Raw genomic sequence first — 19,595 nt, 5'->3', positions numbered from 1 at the left:
TGTAAGGTTCAGTGAATAAGCCCCTAAGAATTGCTATAGCTATCTTCCTTGTCAGTTATTTGGGTATTCAAATTATTTCTGTTGGTTTGCAAAAAAAACAAAATTTAGGTTTTATTGAAAAGTCCATTATATTCATAAGTCTGCCTTTGCAAAAAGCGGCTGGTCATTTAGTGGATAAAATAACTTCAACATTTAAATATTATGTTTTTCTTACCAACACCGCTAAAGAAAATGATCAATTAAAAAAACAAATTGACCTATTACAGTCTAAAATTAAAAAAAATGATGAGTTATTATTTGAAGCTGAAAGATTACGTGACCTTTTAAGTATAGAACCCTTAAGAGACTATGTAGTTTTGGGGGCAAGAAGGGTAGCTTTAGGGGCATCACCTAACCAAAGAATGATTCGCTTAGCTAAAGGTAGAGCATTCGGCGTAGAAAAAGGTATGCCAGTGGTTCATTCACGTGGCTTAGTGGGATTGGTTTTAGAAAGTTCCATTCGTCATAGTGATGTGCTTGTGCTTTCAGATAAAACAAGCGTTGTTGATGTAATTAATCAAAGAACAAGAAGAAGGGCTCTGTTAAGAGGCTATAAAATTGACCAATTAAAATCAGAATATTTTTCCGCAACAGAAGATGTAAAAGTGGGAGATATATTTATTACATCAGGTTTAGATGATGTTTATCCTAAAGGGCTGCCAATTGGATTTGTTTCTGAGGTTCAGGAAAAAAATGATGACTTGTTTTTAGATGTATATGTTAAAACTTACGTTGACTATTTTCATATAGAAGAAGTTGGTGTAGTCGTTAGCGAAGAATGAAAAATATATTTGCCATAATATCTTTATCCATACTTGGATTAATTCTCCAGACATCCGTCATGCCTAGAATTTCAATTGTCATGCAAGATATTTTTTTTATAAAGATGTTTTTTGCAAGCTTCTATTTTAATACGGTGGTTATTGTTGTAACATATCTAGCATTTACTCGTAAGCCTTATGAAGCCATGATGTGGAGTTTGTTTTTGTATTCTTTAACCAATGCTTTTGGTATTGCATGGGGGAGCAGCTTGAGTATGACCTATATAATCCTGGTTTTACTTTGTTTAGCTTTTAGACAAAGTATTTTTATCTCTGGCTATATACAGAAGTTTATTTTGTGTTTTATTGTTTGTTTGTTTATGTTCATAGTTGAGCATTGGTTGGGAGGAATTTTTCAAAGATCAAGTGCAATGCTTTTAGGAACATTTTTTGTTATGTTAAGCCAATGTCTTTTGTATGCGATATTTGCTCCATTTGTATTAAATTTATTAATTTGGATAGACTGTAAAACTTTATCTAAACTTCGCTTACAAGAACAGAATGTAATTTTTGCCCAACAGAGAGAAGGTCTCATTGCAACTTTCTGAGGACAATCGCAAAGAGTTTTTTGAAATACGTATTTATATTTGTATTGCGGTATTTTTAGTTTTATTTTTTTTGATTTTAGCACGTGTTTGGCATTTACAAATTTTTAATGGCAAGCGATGGCGAGTCTTTTCTGAAGCCAATAGAATAGAGTTAAAAAAAATCCCCGCTGTAAGAGGTAAAATAGTAGATCGAAATGGAGTCATTTTAGCAAAAAGTAGCCCATCATTTGATTTGATGATTAATGCACAAAAACTATCAAACGCTGACAAGGAGCGAATACTTGTTTTTTTAGGAGATGTTTTTGATTGGTCTACAGAAAAAAAAGAAACAGTAAGAAATAAAATAGAGCGCAATAGTAATCAGTCAAAAATCACACTTGAACGTGATATTACATTCGATCAAATGAGCAAAATTTTGACCCATCAATATGATCTGCATGGAGTTAATATTGATTATGAGCCAACAAGGGTTTATCCATATGGAGTTCTGGCCAGTCACATTCTAGGTTATTTAGGTGAAATAGGAAAAAAAGAACTCAATAGAATGAAAGAGGATGAGGGTACTGCGGACAATCGTCAATATGGTTTGGGTGATTATTGGGGTGTTTATGGTATTGAAAAAAAACATGAAAATGTTTTAAGAGGTAAACACGGGACATTACCTGTTGTTGAAGATGCTCGTGGCAGAGAGTTAAGTGATGAAAAAGCATACGATTTGTTACCCTCCTTTCAAGAGCAAAAGCCAATTTCTGGGCAAGATGTAAAGTTGAGTATAGATAGTCGTTTGCAAAAAGTTTTTGAAGATGCTTTTTTAAAGCATGAATCTGGTGCAGCCGTTTTACTCAATATTGAGACGGGTGAGATTTTGGCCATGCTCAGTTATCCAAACTTTAAACCACAAGAGTTTGCCCGAGGTGTATCAACGCAATATTGGCAAGAGATCAATAAAAACAACTTAAATCCAATGTACAATAGAGCGGTTAAAGGCGTATATCCCCCTGGATCAACATTTAAAATGATCACAGCCCATGCTGCTTTGGAAGAAAAAGTTATTGGGCCAGAAGATAAGATATTTTGTCCCGGTTATTATCGTTTAGGAAGAGAAGTTAAACGTTGTTGGAATAGAGGGGGGCACGGTTGGATGAATGCAAAAAATGCAATAAAGCATTCTTGTGATGTGTATTTTTATGAAGTTGGTCGTCGTTTAGGAATAGATAAGATTGCTGAATATGCCAGAAAATATGACCTTGGTCAGGTCACGGGTATTCAATATCAACCAGAAGCAAAAGGTTTGGTTCCTGATTCTAAATGGAAACGAAAAGTATATGAGCAGCCATGGGTAGCTGGCGAAACCCTTTCAGTAGCAATAGGGCAAGGCTATTTGCAAACATCTGTATTGCAAATGGCAAGGATGGTTGGAGGTTTGGCTAAAGGGTACTTGGTAACACCCAGTTTAGAGTACATGGAGATAAACCAAAAGGTAAACAGAAAGAAGGTTGACCTTCCTAATGAGATTCAAGAGATTATTCTACAAGGGATGTATGATGTTGTTAACACACCCGGTGGTACAGCCTATTGGGGAGGAAGAAGTAATAAAATAGAAATTGCGGGTAAAACCGGGACAGCACAAGTGGTATCATTTAGAGCTAAAAAACAGCTTGAAGATCATGCATGGTATGTTGCTTATGCTCCGGCTCAAGACCCAAAGGTTGCCGCTGCAATTATTGTTGAGCATGGAGGGCACGGCGGTGCTGTTGCTGCCCCGATCATTAAGAAAGTTATGGATGCATACAAGGAGTATTATATAGATGAGTAAATACTTGGGAAAAACCGGTCGATTTGATTGGGGATTGTTTTTATTGGTAATGGCTTTATTGATTATTTCATTATTTAATCTCTACAGTGCAACCTTAGGTTTAAGTACGGCAAAATATTTTAAAAGTCAGATGATATGGTCTTTATTATCAGTCATGGTTGCTGCTGGGATAGCTCTTTTTGATTATCGTTTATGGAGTCGATATGTTTACCCTATATATGGCCTGACTTTATTAATTCTATTGTATGTTTTATTTTTTGGTAAGACGTCTCAGGGGGCTCAACGCTGGATCAGAATTGCTGGTGTTGCTTTTCAACCGTCCGAGTTAGCAAAAATAAGTGTGGTATTAACTATGGCAAAATATTATTCGGAAAAACGTGACTTTGGTGCCATGGGAATTGTGCAATTAATTAAACCTATTTTATTAATGTTGTTACCATTCTTATTAGTTTTAAAACAGCCGGACTTAGGAACTGCTTTAATCCTTGCCGGATCTGGAGTGATAATGACCCTGTTTGTTGGGGTTGAAAAGAAAATTGTCATCACAACAGTTGTATTGATGCTTGCATCGGTCCCCCTTGTTTGGAAGTATATGTTACACCCCTATCAGAAAGATAGAGTTGTTTCTTTTCTTAACCCAGAAAAGTACCCCTTAAGCAAGGGGTATCAAGTGATTCAATCTAAAATAGCCATTGGTTCAGGGCAATTTTTTGGCAAAGGTTATTTAAAAGGAACACAAAGTAAATTACAGTTTCTTCCAAAGCAGCATACAGATTTTGTATTCTCCAACTTTGCGGAAGAATTTGGCTTTATGGGGTCTTTTTTCCTCATTGCTTTGTATACTGCGCTTGGAGTTTTAGGATTCTCCATTGCCTTGCATGCCAGGGATAGTTTTGGTTTGTTTTTGGCTCTAGGTACAACTTGTTTACTTTTAACCCAAACTATTATCAATTTGGGCATGGAAATAGGTATGCTCCCCGTGGTGGGGATGACGCTGCCTATTTTAAGCTACGGAGGAAGCTCACTGCTAACAACTTTTGTGGGTGTTGGGATTTTAATGAATGTGAGTTTAAGACGTTATTTATTTTAACAAGTTTAAAATGATAATGTCTAAATAAAAAAGCCCTATTAACAAAATAGAGCTTTTTTACTTTACAAAAGAAAGATTAAGTTAAAGCTTTATCAAAAGCAGCAGAAAGCTTTTCTTTGACGTTCAATGCACCAACAACTTGTTCTACAATTTCACCATTTTTGAACAAAATCATGGTTGGAATGCTGCGTATGCCATACTGTACAGGCACAGACTGGTTATCGCTGGTATTAAGCTTACAAATACGAACTTTACCCTTGTATTCTTCTGCCAATTCATCCAATATAGGTGCTATTGCTAAGCATGGGCCACACCATTCTGCCCAAAAATCTACTAAGGTTGGGGTAGTAGCCTTAAGAACGGCCTTTTCAAAACTTTCATCTGTGATGTTAATGATATCTGCGTGTGCCATCCGTATGGAATAAATTAAAATGATCAGAGTGTCAACTTGGCTTAAAGATTGGCTAAAAATATATTATACTGGAAGATAAATGGGCAATAAAACAGGTCATAATGCAAAAGTTTTAAAAAAAAATGATTTTTTAGAGTTTTTTGCATTTATTGAAAAACGAGTTGTAAGTAGTAATATTGTTCTGGTTTCAGATGAAAAAAAATCTGTATTGGTTTTAAGACAAGGGAAAATTGTTGCTCATAAAAGCAATGTGCCAAGAGAACATCTTTTAGATCAAATTATAAAAAACATAGACCCAAAGATACTTCTATCAATCAAAAGTTCATTGGAAAAATTAGCCCCGTTTGATCAGTGGGCTTATTTATATAATAAAAAGTTTATTGAAAAAGCTTCTTACCAAACATTGTTGAATAATGATTGCTCTAAAATTTTTGTTGAACATTACCATTCTAAACAAACTATATTGCTTAAAATGCCACAAATAAAATCCATCCCTGAGCATGCCATACACATTAGTCCTTTTTATACTGTTTTTGAAGCACTTAAACAGGACTTTAAACCAACATATGCTCTTGAACAGTGCAAACGCATTAACATTAATGTAAAAAATCAAAATGTTTTTGATTTATATCTAAAGAATCTAAGGCAGCAACAAGTGACCTATGATGATGTAAACAATACTTATATTGCTGAAAAACCAAATTCGGAACTTATAAAAGACCTATTGTTTTTAAAAGAACAAAATATTATTGAACTTGGAATCATCACAGAAAAACATCAACAACAAGACATTATATTTAATGAAAAGGAGTTATTGGGCAAAAATGCATTTGAGGTTTTGGGTTTAGATGAAACTGCCAATGGGGCACTAATCAAGAAAAAATATATGGAAATGGTTGCTGTTTATCATCCGGATAAAAATGGCCATTTACCAGAAAATGAAAAGAAAAATATAGAAAATATATTCTCAAAAATTACATTGGCCTATAAAAAAATTAGTACTTCTGAGCTAAGAAAAGAGTATATTAAAGAACTGTCAAACATAAGAAAAACCAACAAAAACTCTGAGGAAGCACAAAAACAAGTGCAAGCAGAAACACTGTTTTTAGAAGGGTTAGCTTATATGAAGAGTAAGAATTTTAACAAGGCACACGAAATGTTTAAAGAAAGTGACAGTATTTTGCCCAATGAAAAATACCGTGTATATGCTGCTTGGAGTCAATATAAGTTGGGGGAAGAAAATTATTCAAGATCTATGATAGAGCAAGCTAGAGAAAATTTGAAAAAAGAGATTTTAAAAGATATGCCTATGCTGGAGGCTTTGTTTTATTTAGGAAGTGTTGAAAAAAGCTTGGGAAATTATAAACAAGCAAAAATCTATTTTGAGCAAGTTGTGAATAGAGATCCATACTTTATGAATGCAAAGGTAGAACTAAGTTTAGTGAATAAAAGAGTATAATGAACAATCATCAAATCATATTGTTGTCAGCAATTATAAGTTCTATTGTTTTATGTGGCTTTTACTTATTTAAAACAATTAATAAACAAGGCAAGAAAATAGACATAAAAAGCTTGGTTATTATACAAATCATTGGTTTTTATAGTTATGCTTTCTTAAGCATACTGTTTGGGTATAAAGTTTTTAAATTTGCCCATGAATATATTTTTTTATGTGCAGGTTTGTTTTCAGTACTTTTTATCTTTTTATCATTAAGGCTGCGGTTTTTGATTGGAAAGCTTTGTTTTGGACTAAGTTTTTTTCTTTCTATTCTGGCAATGATAACTATGTTAGGTGCCAAGCAAGAAAGACTTTTACATGAGGGCTATATTCAAGAAATAATTTGGTTAATCCATATGTCTTCCAATTGCACGGGAATAATATTTTTAAGTGTGTCATTGCTTTTGGGTATGAACTATATACGCAATCAAAATTTAATAAAACGTCATGGAGATTTAAATCAGTTAGATTTAATAACGTTATCCTTGTCAAAAATAGATGGAATGATGTCAAAACTATTATTTGTAGTTTTTGCAGTGATTAATATAAGCTTAATGACTGGAATAGTTTTAGCCCACAGCCTTTGGGACGATGCGTGGCTAAGTAATCCAAAATTTATCGCTTCTTCTATAATGTGGATGATGTTTGCTGTTTTAGTTTGGGGTAGACTCAAAAAAGGATGGAGAGGAAAAGTATTTGTACAGGGACTTTTTGTTTGTGAAGTGGTTTTGGTTGGGCTTTTATTATTATCTTTTGTCAAATGAGTTTATTTTATAAAAAATTACGTTTAGTGGGTTTGAGTTTTAAAACAGCAGATCTTGCTTTTAGGGAAGCTTTTTCTTCAGAAGAAAAATTAAAACAGTTTATTGAACAGCAAATTAAGCAAAAAAATATTAAAGGAGCATTTTCTTTAAGTACATGCAATAGAGTTGAGATTTGCTATGAGAAAGAAGAGAGTAAAGAAAGCATTCTTGAGGAGTTAATTAAATTTTTTAATGTTGATAAAAATAAAATTGAGAGTGATAAAGTATTTTACTTTAAAAAAGAAGAAGAAGTTATTAAACATGTATTTAAAGTTGCAAGTAGTTTAGATTCACTGGTCATTGGCGAACCTCAAATTACAGCCCAGTTAAAAAAATCATATCAACAAGCACATGAACATAACTTGGTTTCTGGTCAGATGCATAAGTTTATTCATAAAGCATTGTCAGTATCAAAAAAAATAAAATCAGATACGAATATTGGGAAACATGCCGTATCCATTAGTTATGTTGCTGTTGAACTGATAAAAAAAGTTTTTGAAGACTTAAAGCAATGCAAAGTTTTGCTTTTAGGAGCAGGTGAAATGGCTGAACTTTGTTTGAAGCATTTACAAGTAAAAGAGATTAAAAACATTAGTATTGCAAATAGGTCATTGGAAAAAGCAATTTCTTTATCATCTCAATATGACGCATCTACAATTGCATTTGATCAATATAAAAAAATGATGCACAAATTTGATATTATTATAGCTTCAACTGCCGCAGATAGCTTTATTGTTGAATATAATGATATGAAAGAAGTGATGACAAAGAGAAAAAACAAACCTGTTTTTATCATTGATATTTCTGTGCCGAGAAATGTTAACCCAAATGTTGAAGATTTTGGTGAAGTATATCTTTATAATGTTGATGATCTTGAAAAAATATCGGTCAACAATAAAAAAATAAGATACGATGAGGCATTAAAAGCAGATTTGATTATAAGTGAAGAAGTTAATAAATTTATTGATATGCAAGAGCAAGAAGCCAATAAAGAAAGTATTGTTGAGTTAAGAAAAAAATATGAAGATATTTTTTCTTATGAAATCAAAAAAATGCTGAAATCATTGAAATCTATTGAAATGGAAGATTTAGAAAAAATTGAAAAAACATTTGAAGCAGTACAAAAAAAAGTATTAGCCAACCCTATCAAATATGTTAAATCAAAACCCAGTAAAGAAAAGATATTAGAACTAAGGAAAATATTTAATATTAATAATGACTAAAGAAAAAAATATAATTGTTGGAACAAGGGCTAGTCTTTTAGCTATGACTCAAACTAAACAAACTTGTGAAATTATTTTTAATCAAGGTTTTAATTATGTTCTTAAAAAAATTATAACCTCAGGTGATATAGAGCAGAATAAGACATTTTCAGAGTTTGGTAGACAAGCGATTTTTAGTAAAGAGCTTGATGAAGCACTTTTAAATCATGAATGTGATATAGCAATTCATAGCTTTAAAGATTTAACTGGAGAAATCCCTAAGGGATTAAAATTACAAATGTTATGTAATCAAGTTGATGCCCATGATTGTTTTGTTTCAAATAAGTATAAAAAAATAAATGATCTTCCTGCTGGGGCTGTGATTGGAACATCAAGTGTGCGTAGATTTAGTATTTTAAAAAAACATTATCCACATCTTGTTATTAAACCAATAAGAGGTAATGTTGATACTAGAATTATGAAGATGCAAAAGGGTGATTATGATGCAATTCTTTTGGCAAAAGCTGGTTTGATTAGGCTTAATAAAAAAAACATGATTGCTTCTGATCTAGATAAAAAAATTTTTACACCTCCACTGGGACAAGGTTTGATTGCAGTAGTTACCAGAGATGAAAAAAACATTTTTGAGTATCTAAATAAAAATAAAATAATAGATTACTTTGATGTTATCTTATGTTTAAAAAAGATCATATCTAGCTATGAAGGAGGTTGTTCTCTGCCCTTTGGTCTTGAAATACAATCAGTTAATGAAAAATTGTGCTTCAATGTTTATTTAGGCAATGCGGTTGATAATACTGAAGTTAGGTTTTCTATGTATCATCATGGTGAAAGTTTAGATATTTTAGAAGATAGATTTAGAACCATGATGGAAAAAAATAATGCGCAATCAATTTGTAATTCAATGAAAAACTTCAAAATATCTTATGAATAAAATTGAGATTATTTTTACTGGTGCTGTAGATGAACAGTCTATTGATAAAATTTTAAAATCATACCCTGATGTTGAAATAAAACAATTTAATCTTCTTAAGTTTTCTAAAGTCATTAATAATAAAAACTTAAAAAAATATTATGATGCAGCTAGTTCCAGTTCAATTGTTTGTATAACAAGTAAAAAAACAATAGAGATCATAAAGCAATATAAGGATCTTATTGACATTGTGTCACAAAAAAAAATCATTGTTTCTGGTGAAAAAGTTGCTAGTTTTTTGAAAAAAGAAATTAATGCTGAAGTATTTTTTTCTAAACAACTGCAAGGTCAAAATGGTGTTATTGACGTTTTGTCAAAAATTGCAACAGATAAAGACTCAATTCTTTATTTGCATTCAAATAAAGCAGAGGAAAAAATAAGCCGCTTTTTAAAATCCGGAAAATTTACAGGACATTGTAAAGTGGTTTATGAGACAGATATTGATGATTTATCATCAATAGAGTTATTAAATTATTTAAATGAGAATAATGATAATAACAAAGTTATCTTTTTTGCATCACCCTCAGCTGTCCATGCATATCAAGATAAAATTTTAAGCAGTTATGAAAAAAAAATCAATTATATTGCTTTTGGTCAGTCTACAAAAGATGTATGTGAAACTTATAAGATTGATTGTTTCAATGACTCTGGCTGTAAAAGTTACGTTGATTTAATTACTCAGTTTTTAATTGAAAAGCTTTTGATATATTGATTTAGCAATCAACTATTGTTCTGTGCTAAATTCTTTTTCAATGGCCTGTTTACCAATATCTGTTCTGAATTGCATGCCATTAAAGTTTATATGTTCTTTTACACATTTATAAGCATTTTGAGCTGCTTGTTGATAGCTTTTACCCAAACTTGCTATAGATAAAACTCTTCCACCTGTAGCCATTAATGTTGAATCATTTAATTCTGTACCGCTGTGATAAATCCTACAGCTTTCTAATATAGGATTTATTATTGAAATTATTTCTGGGTTTGAAGATTGATAAGGGTAATTTTTTGAAGCTAGGGTTAAAACAAATGACTTCTTCTCATTCCATGTTATTGATACTGGTTGATTGCTTAATACTGAATTACACAACTGAGCAAACGGTGTTTTAAGACGGTGAAGAAGACATTGAGCTTCTGGATCGCCTAGACGAACATTGAATTCAACAACTTTAGGGCCATGTTGGGTTAGAATTAAACCAACATATAAGAAGCCAGTATATGGAATGTTTTCTTGATACAACTGTGTAAGTAAGGGCTTGATAATGGTTTGTTCTATTGTGTTTTTCAACTCCTCATTCATAAGAAGTGTTGGTGTGTATGCTCCCATCCCACCTGTATTTGGGCCTTGATCATTGTTAAGCAATCTTTTATGGTCTTGCGCATCCCCAAAAAAATAAAAATTTTTTTCATGACAAAGTGAAAAAAAAGATAGCTCTGGACCATCAAGAAATTCTTCAAAAATAATAGGGCATGGAGTTTCACCAAAAATATGTTGATTGAAGACTTTATCGCAAAAATCTATTGCTTCTTGTTTTGATTGGCAAATTACTACCCCTTTTCCAGCAGCTAAACCATCGTATTTTAATACTTTTGGATAAGTCTGGTTATTTTGAATAAGTTTTTGAGCTTCTTGGTAGTTTTTTGTTATTTGAAAGCCTCCAGTAGGAATATTAGCTTTTTGCATTATTTCTTTTGCAAAATATTTGGATGACTCAAGTTGGGCAGCTTCTTTGCTAGGGCCAAAAATTTTTAAATTATGTTGCTTGAATGTATTAACGATACCTTTATTTAAAGGTTCTTCAGGACCTACAATGGTTAAGTCTATACTGTTTTTTTTTGCCCATAATGCGAGATCTTCATATGATGCTGAACTTTTAATATCCACCTTTTGAGATTTATCTAATTTGAAAATGCCATAGCTTCCAGGATAAGCATAAAAAGTATTAACTTTTGGGTCATCATTGACTGCCCAACATATAGCATGTTCTCTTCCACCTTTTCCAATAACCAAAACTTTCATGTGATTCGTTTTAGGTGAAAGCAGGTATGAAGTCAAAACAAAATGATAATGCAATTATAAAACTGGTTATATTAAAACTCTATTATATTTAGCGTATGCCAAGCACTAAAATGATTAGGGTCTAATTGCAGTAATCCTCCTAATGTGGATATTGCTTGGCTATGTTGTTTTTTTTCAAGTAAAATAAGAGCTAATAAATTACTTGCGGGCCATTGCCATGTTTTATCATGTTTAAGCTGGTTTAAAGTTTTAGCAGCTAAATCATTTTGCTTCCGGGTTAAATTATTTTTTGCAAACCAGAACAATGTATTACTGTCATTTTCTTGTAAAGCATAACTTTTATTTAAGTATTGGTTTGATGTTTGAATATTATTTTTATAATGAAAAAGAATTCCAAGAAATAAATAAGTTTTTTCATGAGTATTAATAATATTTGCAGCTTTTTTTAAGTAATATTCAGAGGTATTAAGTGAAGAGCTGCTATTATGCTTTATATAGTTGATGAGGTGAACTAGGCCAATATAAGATGAGATGATACCAGACCTTGATAGTGTTGAGTTGTTTATTTGTTGTTCCAATTTTTTTAAAGTTGGGTATAAAAATAAGGAGTCATAGGGAATATTAAGCGGATAGATATGATAAGGGCTTATGGGTTGGCTGTAGATAAATTTATTAGCAAAATCTACCGCTCTTTTGTTTTCTTTTTTTTCAATTAAGTAGGCTATATAAAAAACTTGAGCACTAATAAATTGTGGGTTTTGCTCTATTATTGTGTTGATGGTTTTTTCAAAAGCATCAATCATATTTTTAGAATAATAATGTTTTGCTAAAATAAATTGTGCAATCGCTTTTTCTAAAGGTGGAAGTTTTTGTTCTTGGAGTGAAATGATAAGTTTTGCAGGTAAAGCTCTTCCTGAAATATCATAGCTCAGAGCAGAGTATAAGTTGATTTTATCAATATCATGCAAGGATGAAGTGTACATTTTTTTAATGAGTGTATTAGCCAAATTAGATTGATTTTGTTTGAGAAAATAAAAAACCAACTGAAACTGGGCATTGGCCATAAGCATAGGGGTATTGATTTGATAGTTTTTATTAGCCAGTTGTTGGTAGATAGTCATGCACTTTGATAGTTGTTGGAAAGTGCAAAGCAATTTAGCATAAGAGAGTTGAACTGAAGCGTATTGTGAGTTTAAATTGTTACTCGCTAATTCATTTTTAAATATTTCTAAGTTCTGTCCTTTCTCTAGAATCTGGCTAACTTGGATCTGTGCCCAATAATCTTTGGGAAATTGAAGTAAACGTTTATTTAAAATAGGCTTTGCAGCAAAATAATTGCCAGTTTTAATATAATACTCATATTGCATTAGCTCATAAAAATGAATCAGTTGCGGATGTTTTTTTAATTGTGCAAGTTTATCTTTTAAAGTCTGCTGTGTAGAGTTTTGGTAATAAAAATTAATTTTAAAATCTAAAATTGCTGACAACGCATGGTTGGAGGAAATATTGGACAAGTGATTGCTTGCTTGAGGAAGTTTATTCTTTTTTAAAGCTAGGCTACTAAGAATAGCATGGCCATAATTATTTTTTTTATGTTTTGCAATAAAACCATTTGCAAGAGTTTCTAAATTTTTATCAAAGCTATGATTATTTTCTAGTGGAGTTCTAAAAATATAAGTTCTGATGAGAGGCTCAATAAAGCTAATACTGTCAGAGCGGTATGCAACGGCACGCTCAAATATTTGGCTGGCTTCAGCCATATATTCATAGCGAACATGCTGAACAATCTCTTGAGCTTGAGCTATCTGTTGGTCAGAGGGGGTCAGTTTTTTTGAAAAATATTGATTTTGGCAGTAGTTAATTAAATCTTGATAACGATAACGCTGAATAGATTGATAAACTTGTAAATAAGTCAATAAAACAAAAAATGCAAAAGCTATAAAAATAATAGTACGTAAATATGCTTTAAAGCTAAAAATATTTTTTATATGAATAATACGTAGTTTGTTTTTAAGCATTTATGTACAACATTTTACTTAGAGTAGAGAATAGGTCAATGTTATGACATATTTGTTAGTGCATAATTGAATACGGTTAATTATTGTCTAGTGATAAAAATGACGTGTTCCTGTTAATAACATCGACATATTGAGTTCGTTGACTGTATCAATAACTTCTTGGTCACGAATTGATCCACCAGGTTGAATAATGCTTTGAATACCCATTTTAGCTAAAGTTTCAACACCGTCTTTAAAAGGGAAAAATGCGTCAGAGGCAGCAACCAAGACATCTTTATTGGCCTTGCATTGTTTTGCATTGTTCATTGCGATATGACAAGAGTCCACTCTGCTGGTTTGGCCAGCTCCAACTCCTAAAATCTGGCTTTCATTGCAAATTACAATGGCATTGGATTTTATATGTTTCACAGCTTTCCAAGCCAGCTCAAGTGCTTTGAGTTGTTCTTCTGTAGGTTTATTATGGCTCACACACTGATTTGTTTTTGCTTCAAAGCTTTTTAGGTCTTGATCTTGAATAAGAAAACCATCCAAAGCAGAACGGATATTACTTTGTTGTAAAAGAGCATTTAAGTGCTCCGAGCTATAACGCAGATAGCGTAGATTTTTTTTGTTTTTAAGTAAATCCTCTGCTTGAGGACTAAAATCTGGGGCAACCACCAATTCAGTAAACGTTTTTAACATAAGTTCTGTAGTTGCCTTATCCAAGGTTTTTGAAAACACAACAATACCGCCAAAGGCAGATACAGGGTCACCGGATAGAGCTTTTTCATAGGCTTCTAATACGCTGTTACTATTTGAGATACCTAAACCGCATGGGTTATTATGTTTAAAAATTGCACAAGCAGTTTGGCCTTGAAAGTCAGCAATAAGTTTTAAAGCAGCATGTAAGTCTAAAATATTATTGTATGATAATTGTTTTCCAGGAATATCTTGTTCTAAGATGGAGTTTTTAACGCTATTATTGGTGTAAAAACCAGCGGATTGATGGGGATTTTCACCGTAACGTAAATCATATTTAGATTGTAAGTTGAGATACAGACTTGGTTTATCAGTATTATTTTCATTGGGTGAAGAAGGGAGGATAGATTGAAAATAATTACTGATGGCTTGATCATAGCGTTGAGTTAGTGCAAACGTTTGTCCCGACATTATTTGTCTAAACTCGAGGGTTGTTTGGCCATTGTTGTCTTGTAGGTGGGCAATAAATTGATCATAATAGCTTACATCCGGTAAAACGCAGACATGTTTGAAATTTTTGGCAGCTGATCGCAACATACTGGGGCCACCAATATCAATATGTTCAATAACTTGATTGGGATTTAAATCAGGATTTCTGGCATGCTGTTCAAAAGCATACAAATTAACAATCAGCAAATCAAACATTAAAATACCGTGTTGATTGGCCTGTGACATATGCGTTTGGTCTTCACGCAGGGCCAAAAGTCCACCATGAATTTTTGGATGTAAAGTTTTGACTCTACCTGACATGATTTCTGGGAAATCGGTGTATTGGCTGACTTCAATGGCTTCAAACCCTAGACTTTCTATATGTTTACGGGTACCACCTGAGGAGTAAATTTCGTAATCGAACTTTTTAAGTACAGCACAAAGTTTATCAAGATTAGATTTATCGGTAACACTAATTAAAGCACGTTTTTTTGAAGTTTTTTGCATGAAACCGTGTATAACCGCTTGGCTAGAAAAATTAAAGAATTATTTTTTACCAGAGCAGCAACATCAATTGAATAAACTGTTTTTAATAGTAAATCACAGTAAATAAAGCGTTTTTAAAGGGGCAGGATACTTACTTTACTTGAGCCTATATGTTTGTTGACGCAATATTTTACTTCACTTAAAATGGTTTTTTCTATAATCAAAAAAAATTTGAATAAAGATACTTGGGCTACGATAGTATATACATGAATTGTATGAGGTAAATATGGCAAAAATTTATGACAAACTGCACGAACATTTTGAGACAATATCGGCCTATGGCCATGCGCTATCAATATGTGGATGGGATGAACAAGTCAACATGCCGGCAAAAAGCCATACGCAACGTGCAAAATCGATTTCAAAGTTACAACAAGCCCGTCATATGTTAATGACAGATCCAAGAGTAAAAGATTGGATTGATCAAGCCAGTCAAGAAGATCTTAATCTATGGCAACAGGCCAATATTAGAGAAATAAAGAGAGTTTGGGAGAACGCAACTTGTTTAACGCCAAAACTTATTGATGATCAAATTAGAGCAACATCTAATTGTCAGCAAGCTTGGAAGCAAATGCGAGGTGAGAATAACTGGAAAGATTTTGAGCCATTATTGGATGAAGTGATTCAAGTCAGTAAAGAAGAAGCAAAAATAAGAGCCGATATTACGAATACTACACCATACCAAGCTTTGGTTAACTTATATGATCCAGGTCAAAGCATTGAGCAAACTACAGAAATTTTTACGGAGTTGAAAAATTTTCTTCCAAATTTTATTCAAACCGTGATGGGTAAACAAAAAAATGAATCCTATATTCATCCCAATGGAACCTTTGCAATAAATGATCAAAAAGAACTTTGTCTTGAGTTGATGAAAGTTTTTGGTTTTGATTTTGAATATGGTCGTTTGGATGTCAGTCACCATCCATTTTGCGGTGGAGTCCCCAGTGATGTAAGAATCACCACAAGGTACAAAGAATCTGACTTTGTAGAAAGTGTCATGGGAGTTATTCATGAAACAGGTCATGCATGTTATGAACAAAATTTGCCTCAAGATTGGAATAGCCAACCCGTTGGTAAAGCCTTGGGCATGAGTATGCATGAGAGCCAAAGTTTATTTTTTGAAATGCAAGTGGCAAGGAACCCTAACACCTTGGCATATTTGGCACAAATATTTAAAAAGTATTTAGGAGCAGGGCAAAAACAAGATGTTTTTTGGGCAACGGACAATATTGTAAAATTGTACAGTCGAGTTCAACCAGATTTTATTAGAGTAAGCGCGGATGAACTAACGTATCCTCTGCATGTTATTTTACGCTTTGAGCTTGAGCAGGAGATCATTGAAGGGGACTTAAAAACCAGTGATATTCCGGCAGCATGGGACGAAAAAATGCAAAGCTACTTAGGTGTTGATACCAAGGGTAATTATAAGGATGGCTGTATGCAAGATGTTCATTGGCCCAGTGGTGGGTTTGGTTATTTTCCATCTTATACTTTAGGTGCCATGACAGCAGCACAACTTTTCCATGCTTTAAAGTCTGAGATACCTAATATTGAACAAGAGTTTACTCAAGGCAAATTTAATTCTGTGAGAAGTTGGCTAAAAGATAAGGTTTGGACACAAGCATCTTTAAAGTCAAAAAAAGATTTGCTTGTTGCAGTTACAGGTGAAAATTTAACAGCAGATTATTTTATTAATCACTTAAAACAAAGATATGCCGGGCAAAACTAAGCTTAGATTTTTTTTAATAGTTTTTAAGTTACTACTGTTTTTTTGGATCGATACACGCTCTATACTTTTAGCTTCAAGCATTGACGGGTCGCCTTTAAGTATTCATGAAAACAACTTCTTACTTATTGGGGCTGAAGACTCCCCATATTCTAAAAATATAGTTTTTAAGTTTCAGCTAAGCGCTAAGTTAAAAATTCTGGAGTCCCCGTTTTACTTTGCGTATACCCAACGTTCATTCATGGATGTTGCCAGTTATTCATTCCCATTTTATGATCATAACTATCGCCCAGAGTTTTTCTATGTTCAAGGTATTGCGGGTAAAAAAATATTAAAAGCTTTACAGCTGGGCGTTTTGCATTCATCAAATGGAAAAGGTGAAGATAGTTCAAGAGGTTGGAACTACGTTTATCTTAAGCTTTATTTTAAGAGTGGAAGAGCCTATTTTGAACCAAAGTTCATAGTGGCATTATTGCTGGATCAAGATAATAATCCTGATTTACGGCAATACTATGGGGCTTTAAAGCTTAATTTAGGCTATCGATGGCCCAATAATGTTGAATGGTCTGCTTCTGTTTACCCTGGGATTCAGTTTGATAAGTACTCTGTGGAGACAAATTTTAATATTCCATGGAAAGTCATTTTTAAAAAACTTGATGAAAAAACTATTACATCGTTATGGTTTCATGCTTATCACGGTTTTGGCGAAACACTCTTAGGCTATAATCAAATTACTCAATCTATTTCTTTAGGTTTCGGAATACGTGGTTAATTAAAAAGCTGCACCCATAGCTGGGATGAACGATTTTAAATCACTGTCCGTAAAGCGAACACCTGCACCAAAGAATAAATTTTGTCTATCTTGTTCAGATAAAATGTCATCCATGCCAGCTGTAAGCATCAGATGCTTGTAAAGATAAAGTGAGCCATAAGCTCTAAATTGGATCGCGTCATTCTCCCTTGAAGCATTAAAAAGTTCTGTTGATAAAACCAGTTGGTTTTCAAGCAAATGTAAATCCATGCCAATACCGCCGGTATTTCTAAATACACCAGCTCTAAAAGTTGCATTCCATAAGCGCTTGGCTAGTTGAACGTTAAATACCAAGCGATCGTTTTGGTTTACGGTTTGTGTGCTACTGATTACATTTCCACCGGAACTCACAGTGGTGGTATTTCTTCTTATGTCTCCCACTGGGGAATCTACAACTTCAAACATTAAATATTTATCAGGACTTGGGGCAATGGCAATGGCAACTAAATTTTGTATTTCTTTGTCTGATTGTAAAAACTCGGCTCTATAGCGTATGCCCAATTGCATCTTCCTGAACATACCAATAGTATCATTAACCCCATCAATGGTATCGTTAATTTTATTGATGGTGGTTTCATCGCTGACTAATTTTCCAACAGTTCCTTCTCCATTTTCAATTTTGCTCATAATTTTATTCAAAGAGGCCAGGGCTTGGGTCAGCTCTCCCTCTTCTCCTAGAGTATCTTGCACAGAAGCTAAGGTATCAGAAATGGCTTGCTTATTGCTGCGCATAACAGAGGCCAAATCTTTTGAAAAAGAGTCCATATTGTCTACAATAGAATTAATCTGATTTTGATTGGCTTCCATAAGTTTACTCAAGCGGGCAGTTGTGTCGCGCAAATTAACCAAGGTTTCACCTAAGGCCCCTTTGGGCTCATCAGAAGATAACAGGTCTTTGATAATCTGAGCTGTTTCTTTGACTGAAGAAGACAGTTCATCAAAGTCACTCTTTGAGGTGGTATTTTGAATAAAACCTTTACCTTTTAATTCACCAGTTTCAGGGGTTCCTTGACTTAAGGCAAGATATTTATCACCTAAAACACCTCTATCTTTAATAGCAACTTGGGCATCTTGGTATACTTTCATTTTACGTTGAATTTTTAGAGTAACTTTTGCTTTATTCCCATCAAGCTCAATAGACTCTACATAACCAACCATAATCCCAGCGATTTCTACGGGTGTGCGATCAACCAGTCCTGAAACGGATTCAAAGTGGGCATAATAGGTTTTGGCTCCAGCACCTAAAGTTCCTTTATCATTCACTTCTAGTGATAAAAAAATGACAACAAGCAGGGCAATCAGTGCAAATAATCCAACACTAAAATCTGATGATAAATTTTTCATTATTTATAGTTCTCCATATTGATATGTGCTTCTAAGAAATTTTTAACAAAAGGATGTTCTGATTTTTTTAATTCTTTTGGGGTACAGTATTCCACAATTTCTCCGTTATAAAGCATTGCGACTTTATCGGCAACTTTGTAAGTTAATGCTAAGTCATGATTAATTAAAAGAACAGTGGCATTTCGACTCCGCTGTGTTTTTAGAATCAAATCACCTATTTGGGAAGTTGTAATAGGGTCTAAGCCAGTTGTAGGTTCATCAAACAAAATAACCTTTGGGTTGAGCATAAGTGCACGAGCCAGACCAACGCGTTTTCTCATACCTCCAGAGAGTTCACTGGGTAATTTCTCATTGATATCGGTTAAACCAACCTCGGATAGTTTTTCTTCAACATGAACTTTGATTTTTTCTTCGCTTAATTTGGTGTGTTCTAACATGGGGAAACTGACATTTTCATAGACGTTTAAATAGTCAAAAAGAGCAGCGTCTTGAAAGAGCATCCCAATCTTTTTTCGGATTTTTTTCATTTCTTCATCGGAAAGCTCACACACATTTTGTCCATCAAGAATGATTTCTCCTGAGTCAGGCTTCATTAAGCCCATTAAGAGCTTTAGGGAAACAGATTTTCCCACACCACTGGGGCCCATGATGACAGTGATTTCTCCTTTTTTAACGTGTAAATTGAGGTTGTTAAGAACAACCTGAGTTTGAAATGCTTTATTTACGTTTTTAAAATAAATCATAAT

General features: G+C 33.3%; 17 protein-coding genes. 11 read left to right on the top strand and 6 right to left on the bottom strand.

Going from position 1 to position 19,595, the window contains the following annotated elements; genetic code table 11:
- Positions 1–11: 11 nt before the first annotated feature.
- From mreC to rodA, 4 genes are read left to right on the top strand one after another with little or no spacing between them, the layout of a single operon-like run.
- Positions 12–821 (top strand): rod shape-determining protein MreC, encoded by an 810-nt coding sequence (gene mreC, locus PKC21_05595; GenBank protein HMR24810.1) that lies wholly within the window; start codon positions 12–14, stop codon positions 819–821.
- Positions 822–880: 59 nt separating this feature from the next.
- On the top strand, positions 881–1,408 hold the full coding sequence (locus PKC21_05590) for a hypothetical protein (GenBank protein ID HMR24809.1): 528 nt from the start codon (positions 881–883) through the stop codon (positions 1,406–1,408).
- Positions 1,395–3,224 carry a penicillin-binding protein 2 gene (gene mrdA / locus PKC21_05585; protein ID HMR24808.1) on the top strand — a complete coding sequence of 610 codons (1,830 nt, stop codon included), beginning with the start codon at positions 1,395–1,397 and terminating at the stop codon, positions 3,222–3,224. Before PKC21_05590 ends, mrdA begins: the two co-directional genes overlap by 14 nt.
- Positions 3,217–4,314, top strand: a complete 1,098-nt coding sequence (gene rodA / locus PKC21_05580) for a rod shape-determining protein RodA (GenBank protein ID HMR24807.1) — start codon at positions 3,217–3,219, stop codon at positions 4,312–4,314. Before mrdA ends, rodA begins: the two co-directional genes overlap by 8 nt.
- Positions 4,315–4,390: 76 nt before the next feature.
- Here the strand turns inward: rodA and trxA are convergent, their stop codons facing one another.
- On the bottom strand, positions 4,391–4,726 hold the full coding sequence (trxA, locus tag PKC21_05575) for a thioredoxin (GenBank protein HMR24806.1): 336 nt from the start codon (positions 4,724–4,726) through the stop codon (positions 4,391–4,393).
- 79 nt (positions 4,727–4,805) lie between these two features.
- Here trxA and PKC21_05570 point away from each other — a divergent pair, with 79 nt between their 5' ends.
- From PKC21_05570 to PKC21_05550, 5 genes are all read left to right on the top strand, one after another.
- Positions 4,806–6,185, top strand: coding sequence for a DnaJ domain-containing protein (locus PKC21_05570; GenBank protein ID HMR24805.1), 1,380 nt, complete (start codon positions 4,806–4,808; stop codon positions 6,183–6,185).
- 113 nt (positions 6,186–6,298) lie between these two features.
- Positions 6,299–6,988, top strand: coding sequence for a cytochrome c biogenesis protein CcsA (gene ccsA / locus PKC21_05565; protein HMR24804.1), 690 nt, complete (start codon positions 6,299–6,301; stop codon positions 6,986–6,988).
- A gap of 32 nt (positions 6,989–7,020) precedes the next feature.
- Entirely contained in the window at positions 7,021–8,250 is a 1,230-nt protein-coding gene (gene hemA / locus PKC21_05560) for a glutamyl-tRNA reductase (protein ID HMR24803.1), read from the top strand.
- On the top strand, positions 8,243–9,181 hold the full coding sequence (gene hemC / locus PKC21_05555) for a hydroxymethylbilane synthase (GenBank protein ID HMR24802.1): 939 nt from the start codon (positions 8,243–8,245) through the stop codon (positions 9,179–9,181). Before hemA ends, hemC begins: the two co-directional genes overlap by 8 nt.
- A complete protein-coding gene (locus PKC21_05550) occupies positions 9,174–9,932 on the top strand; it encodes a uroporphyrinogen-III synthase (protein HMR24801.1) in 759 nt (252 codons plus the stop codon). The genes hemC and PKC21_05550 overlap by 8 nt, the downstream gene beginning before the upstream one ends.
- A gap of 12 nt (positions 9,933–9,944) precedes the next feature.
- Here the strand turns inward: PKC21_05550 and purD are convergent, their stop codons facing one another.
- The 3 genes from purD to purH form a co-directional block, all read right to left on the bottom strand.
- On the bottom strand, positions 9,945–11,237 hold the full coding sequence (gene purD / locus PKC21_05545; protein ID HMR24800.1) for a phosphoribosylamine--glycine ligase: 1,293 nt from the start codon (positions 11,235–11,237) through the stop codon (positions 9,945–9,947).
- Between the two features lie 71 nt (positions 11,238–11,308).
- Positions 11,309–13,255, bottom strand: a complete 1,947-nt coding sequence (locus PKC21_05540; GenBank protein ID HMR24799.1) for a hypothetical protein — start codon at positions 13,253–13,255, stop codon at positions 11,309–11,311.
- Positions 13,256–13,342: 87 nt separating this feature from the next.
- Entirely contained in the window at positions 13,343–14,929 is a 1,587-nt protein-coding gene (purH, locus tag PKC21_05535) for a bifunctional phosphoribosylaminoimidazolecarboxamide formyltransferase/IMP cyclohydrolase (GenBank protein HMR24798.1), read from the bottom strand.
- A 265-nt stretch (positions 14,930–15,194) separates the two neighbouring features.
- Between purH and PKC21_05530 the strand changes: the two genes are divergently transcribed.
- Positions 15,195–16,697 (top strand): carboxypeptidase M32, encoded by a 1,503-nt coding sequence (locus tag PKC21_05530; GenBank protein HMR24797.1) that lies wholly within the window; start codon positions 15,195–15,197, stop codon positions 16,695–16,697.
- Positions 16,681–17,466, top strand: a complete 786-nt coding sequence (locus PKC21_05525) for a phospholipase A (GenBank protein HMR24796.1) — start codon at positions 16,681–16,683, stop codon at positions 17,464–17,466. The genes PKC21_05530 and PKC21_05525 overlap by 17 nt, the downstream gene beginning before the upstream one ends.
- On the opposite strand, the gene PKC21_05520 is transcribed toward PKC21_05525, so the two are convergent.
- Together PKC21_05520 and PKC21_05515 are read right to left on the bottom strand one after the other, a co-directional pair.
- Positions 17,467–18,849: an MlaD family protein gene (locus PKC21_05520; GenBank protein HMR24795.1), complete on the bottom strand. Its 1,383-nt coding sequence runs from the start codon at positions 18,847–18,849 to the stop codon at positions 17,467–17,469. It lies immediately after the preceding gene.
- On the bottom strand, positions 18,849–19,592 hold the full coding sequence (locus PKC21_05515; protein ID HMR24794.1) for an ABC transporter ATP-binding protein: 744 nt from the start codon (positions 19,590–19,592) through the stop codon (positions 18,849–18,851). Before PKC21_05515 ends, PKC21_05520 begins: the two co-directional genes overlap by 1 nt.
- Positions 19,593–19,595 lie beyond the last annotated feature (3 nt).

The sequence above is a fragment of the Oligoflexia bacterium genome (assembly GCA_035326705.1).
Taxonomy (GTDB): domain Bacteria; phylum Bdellovibrionota_G; class JALEGL01; order JALEGL01; family JALEGL01; genus JALEGL01.
Note: the sequence above shows the minus strand (reverse complement) of the source record. Positions and strands in the feature narration are given on the sequence as shown.

Bases quoted from the DNA above. Each gene is read 5' to 3' on its own strand.
- PKC21_05590 (HMR24809.1), top strand. From the start codon at position 881: ATGCCTAGAATTTCAATTGTCATGCAAGATATTTTTTTTATAAAGATG.
- rodA (HMR24807.1), top strand. From the start codon at position 3,217: ATGAGTAAATACTTGGGAAAAACCGGTCGATTTGATTGGGGATTGTTT.
- trxA (HMR24806.1), bottom strand. From the start codon at position 4,726: ATGGCACACGCAGATATCATTAACATCACAGATGAAAGTTTTGAAAAG.
- PKC21_05570 (HMR24805.1), top strand. From the start codon at position 4,806: ATGGGCAATAAAACAGGTCATAATGCAAAAGTTTTAAAAAAAAATGAT.
- hemC (HMR24802.1), top strand. From the start codon at position 8,243: ATGACTAAAGAAAAAAATATAATTGTTGGAACAAGGGCTAGTCTTTTA.
- PKC21_05550 (HMR24801.1), top strand. From the start codon at position 9,174: ATGAATAAAATTGAGATTATTTTTACTGGTGCTGTAGATGAACAGTCT.
- purD (HMR24800.1), bottom strand. From the start codon at position 11,237: ATGAAAGTTTTGGTTATTGGAAAAGGTGGAAGAGAACATGCTATATGT.
- PKC21_05540 (HMR24799.1), bottom strand. From the start codon at position 13,255: ATGCTTAAAAACAAACTACGTATTATTCATATAAAAAATATTTTTAGC.
- purH (HMR24798.1), bottom strand. From the start codon at position 14,929: ATGCAAAAAACTTCAAAAAAACGTGCTTTAATTAGTGTTACCGATAAA.
- PKC21_05530 (HMR24797.1), top strand. From the start codon at position 15,195: ATGGCAAAAATTTATGACAAACTGCACGAACATTTTGAGACAATATCG.
- PKC21_05525 (HMR24796.1), top strand. From the start codon at position 16,681: ATGCCGGGCAAAACTAAGCTTAGATTTTTTTTAATAGTTTTTAAGTTA.
- PKC21_05520 (HMR24795.1), bottom strand. From the start codon at position 18,849: ATGAAAAATTTATCATCAGATTTTAGTGTTGGATTATTTGCACTGATT.
- PKC21_05515 (HMR24794.1), bottom strand. From the start codon at position 19,592: ATGATTTATTTTAAAAACGTAAATAAAGCATTTCAAACTCAGGTTGTT.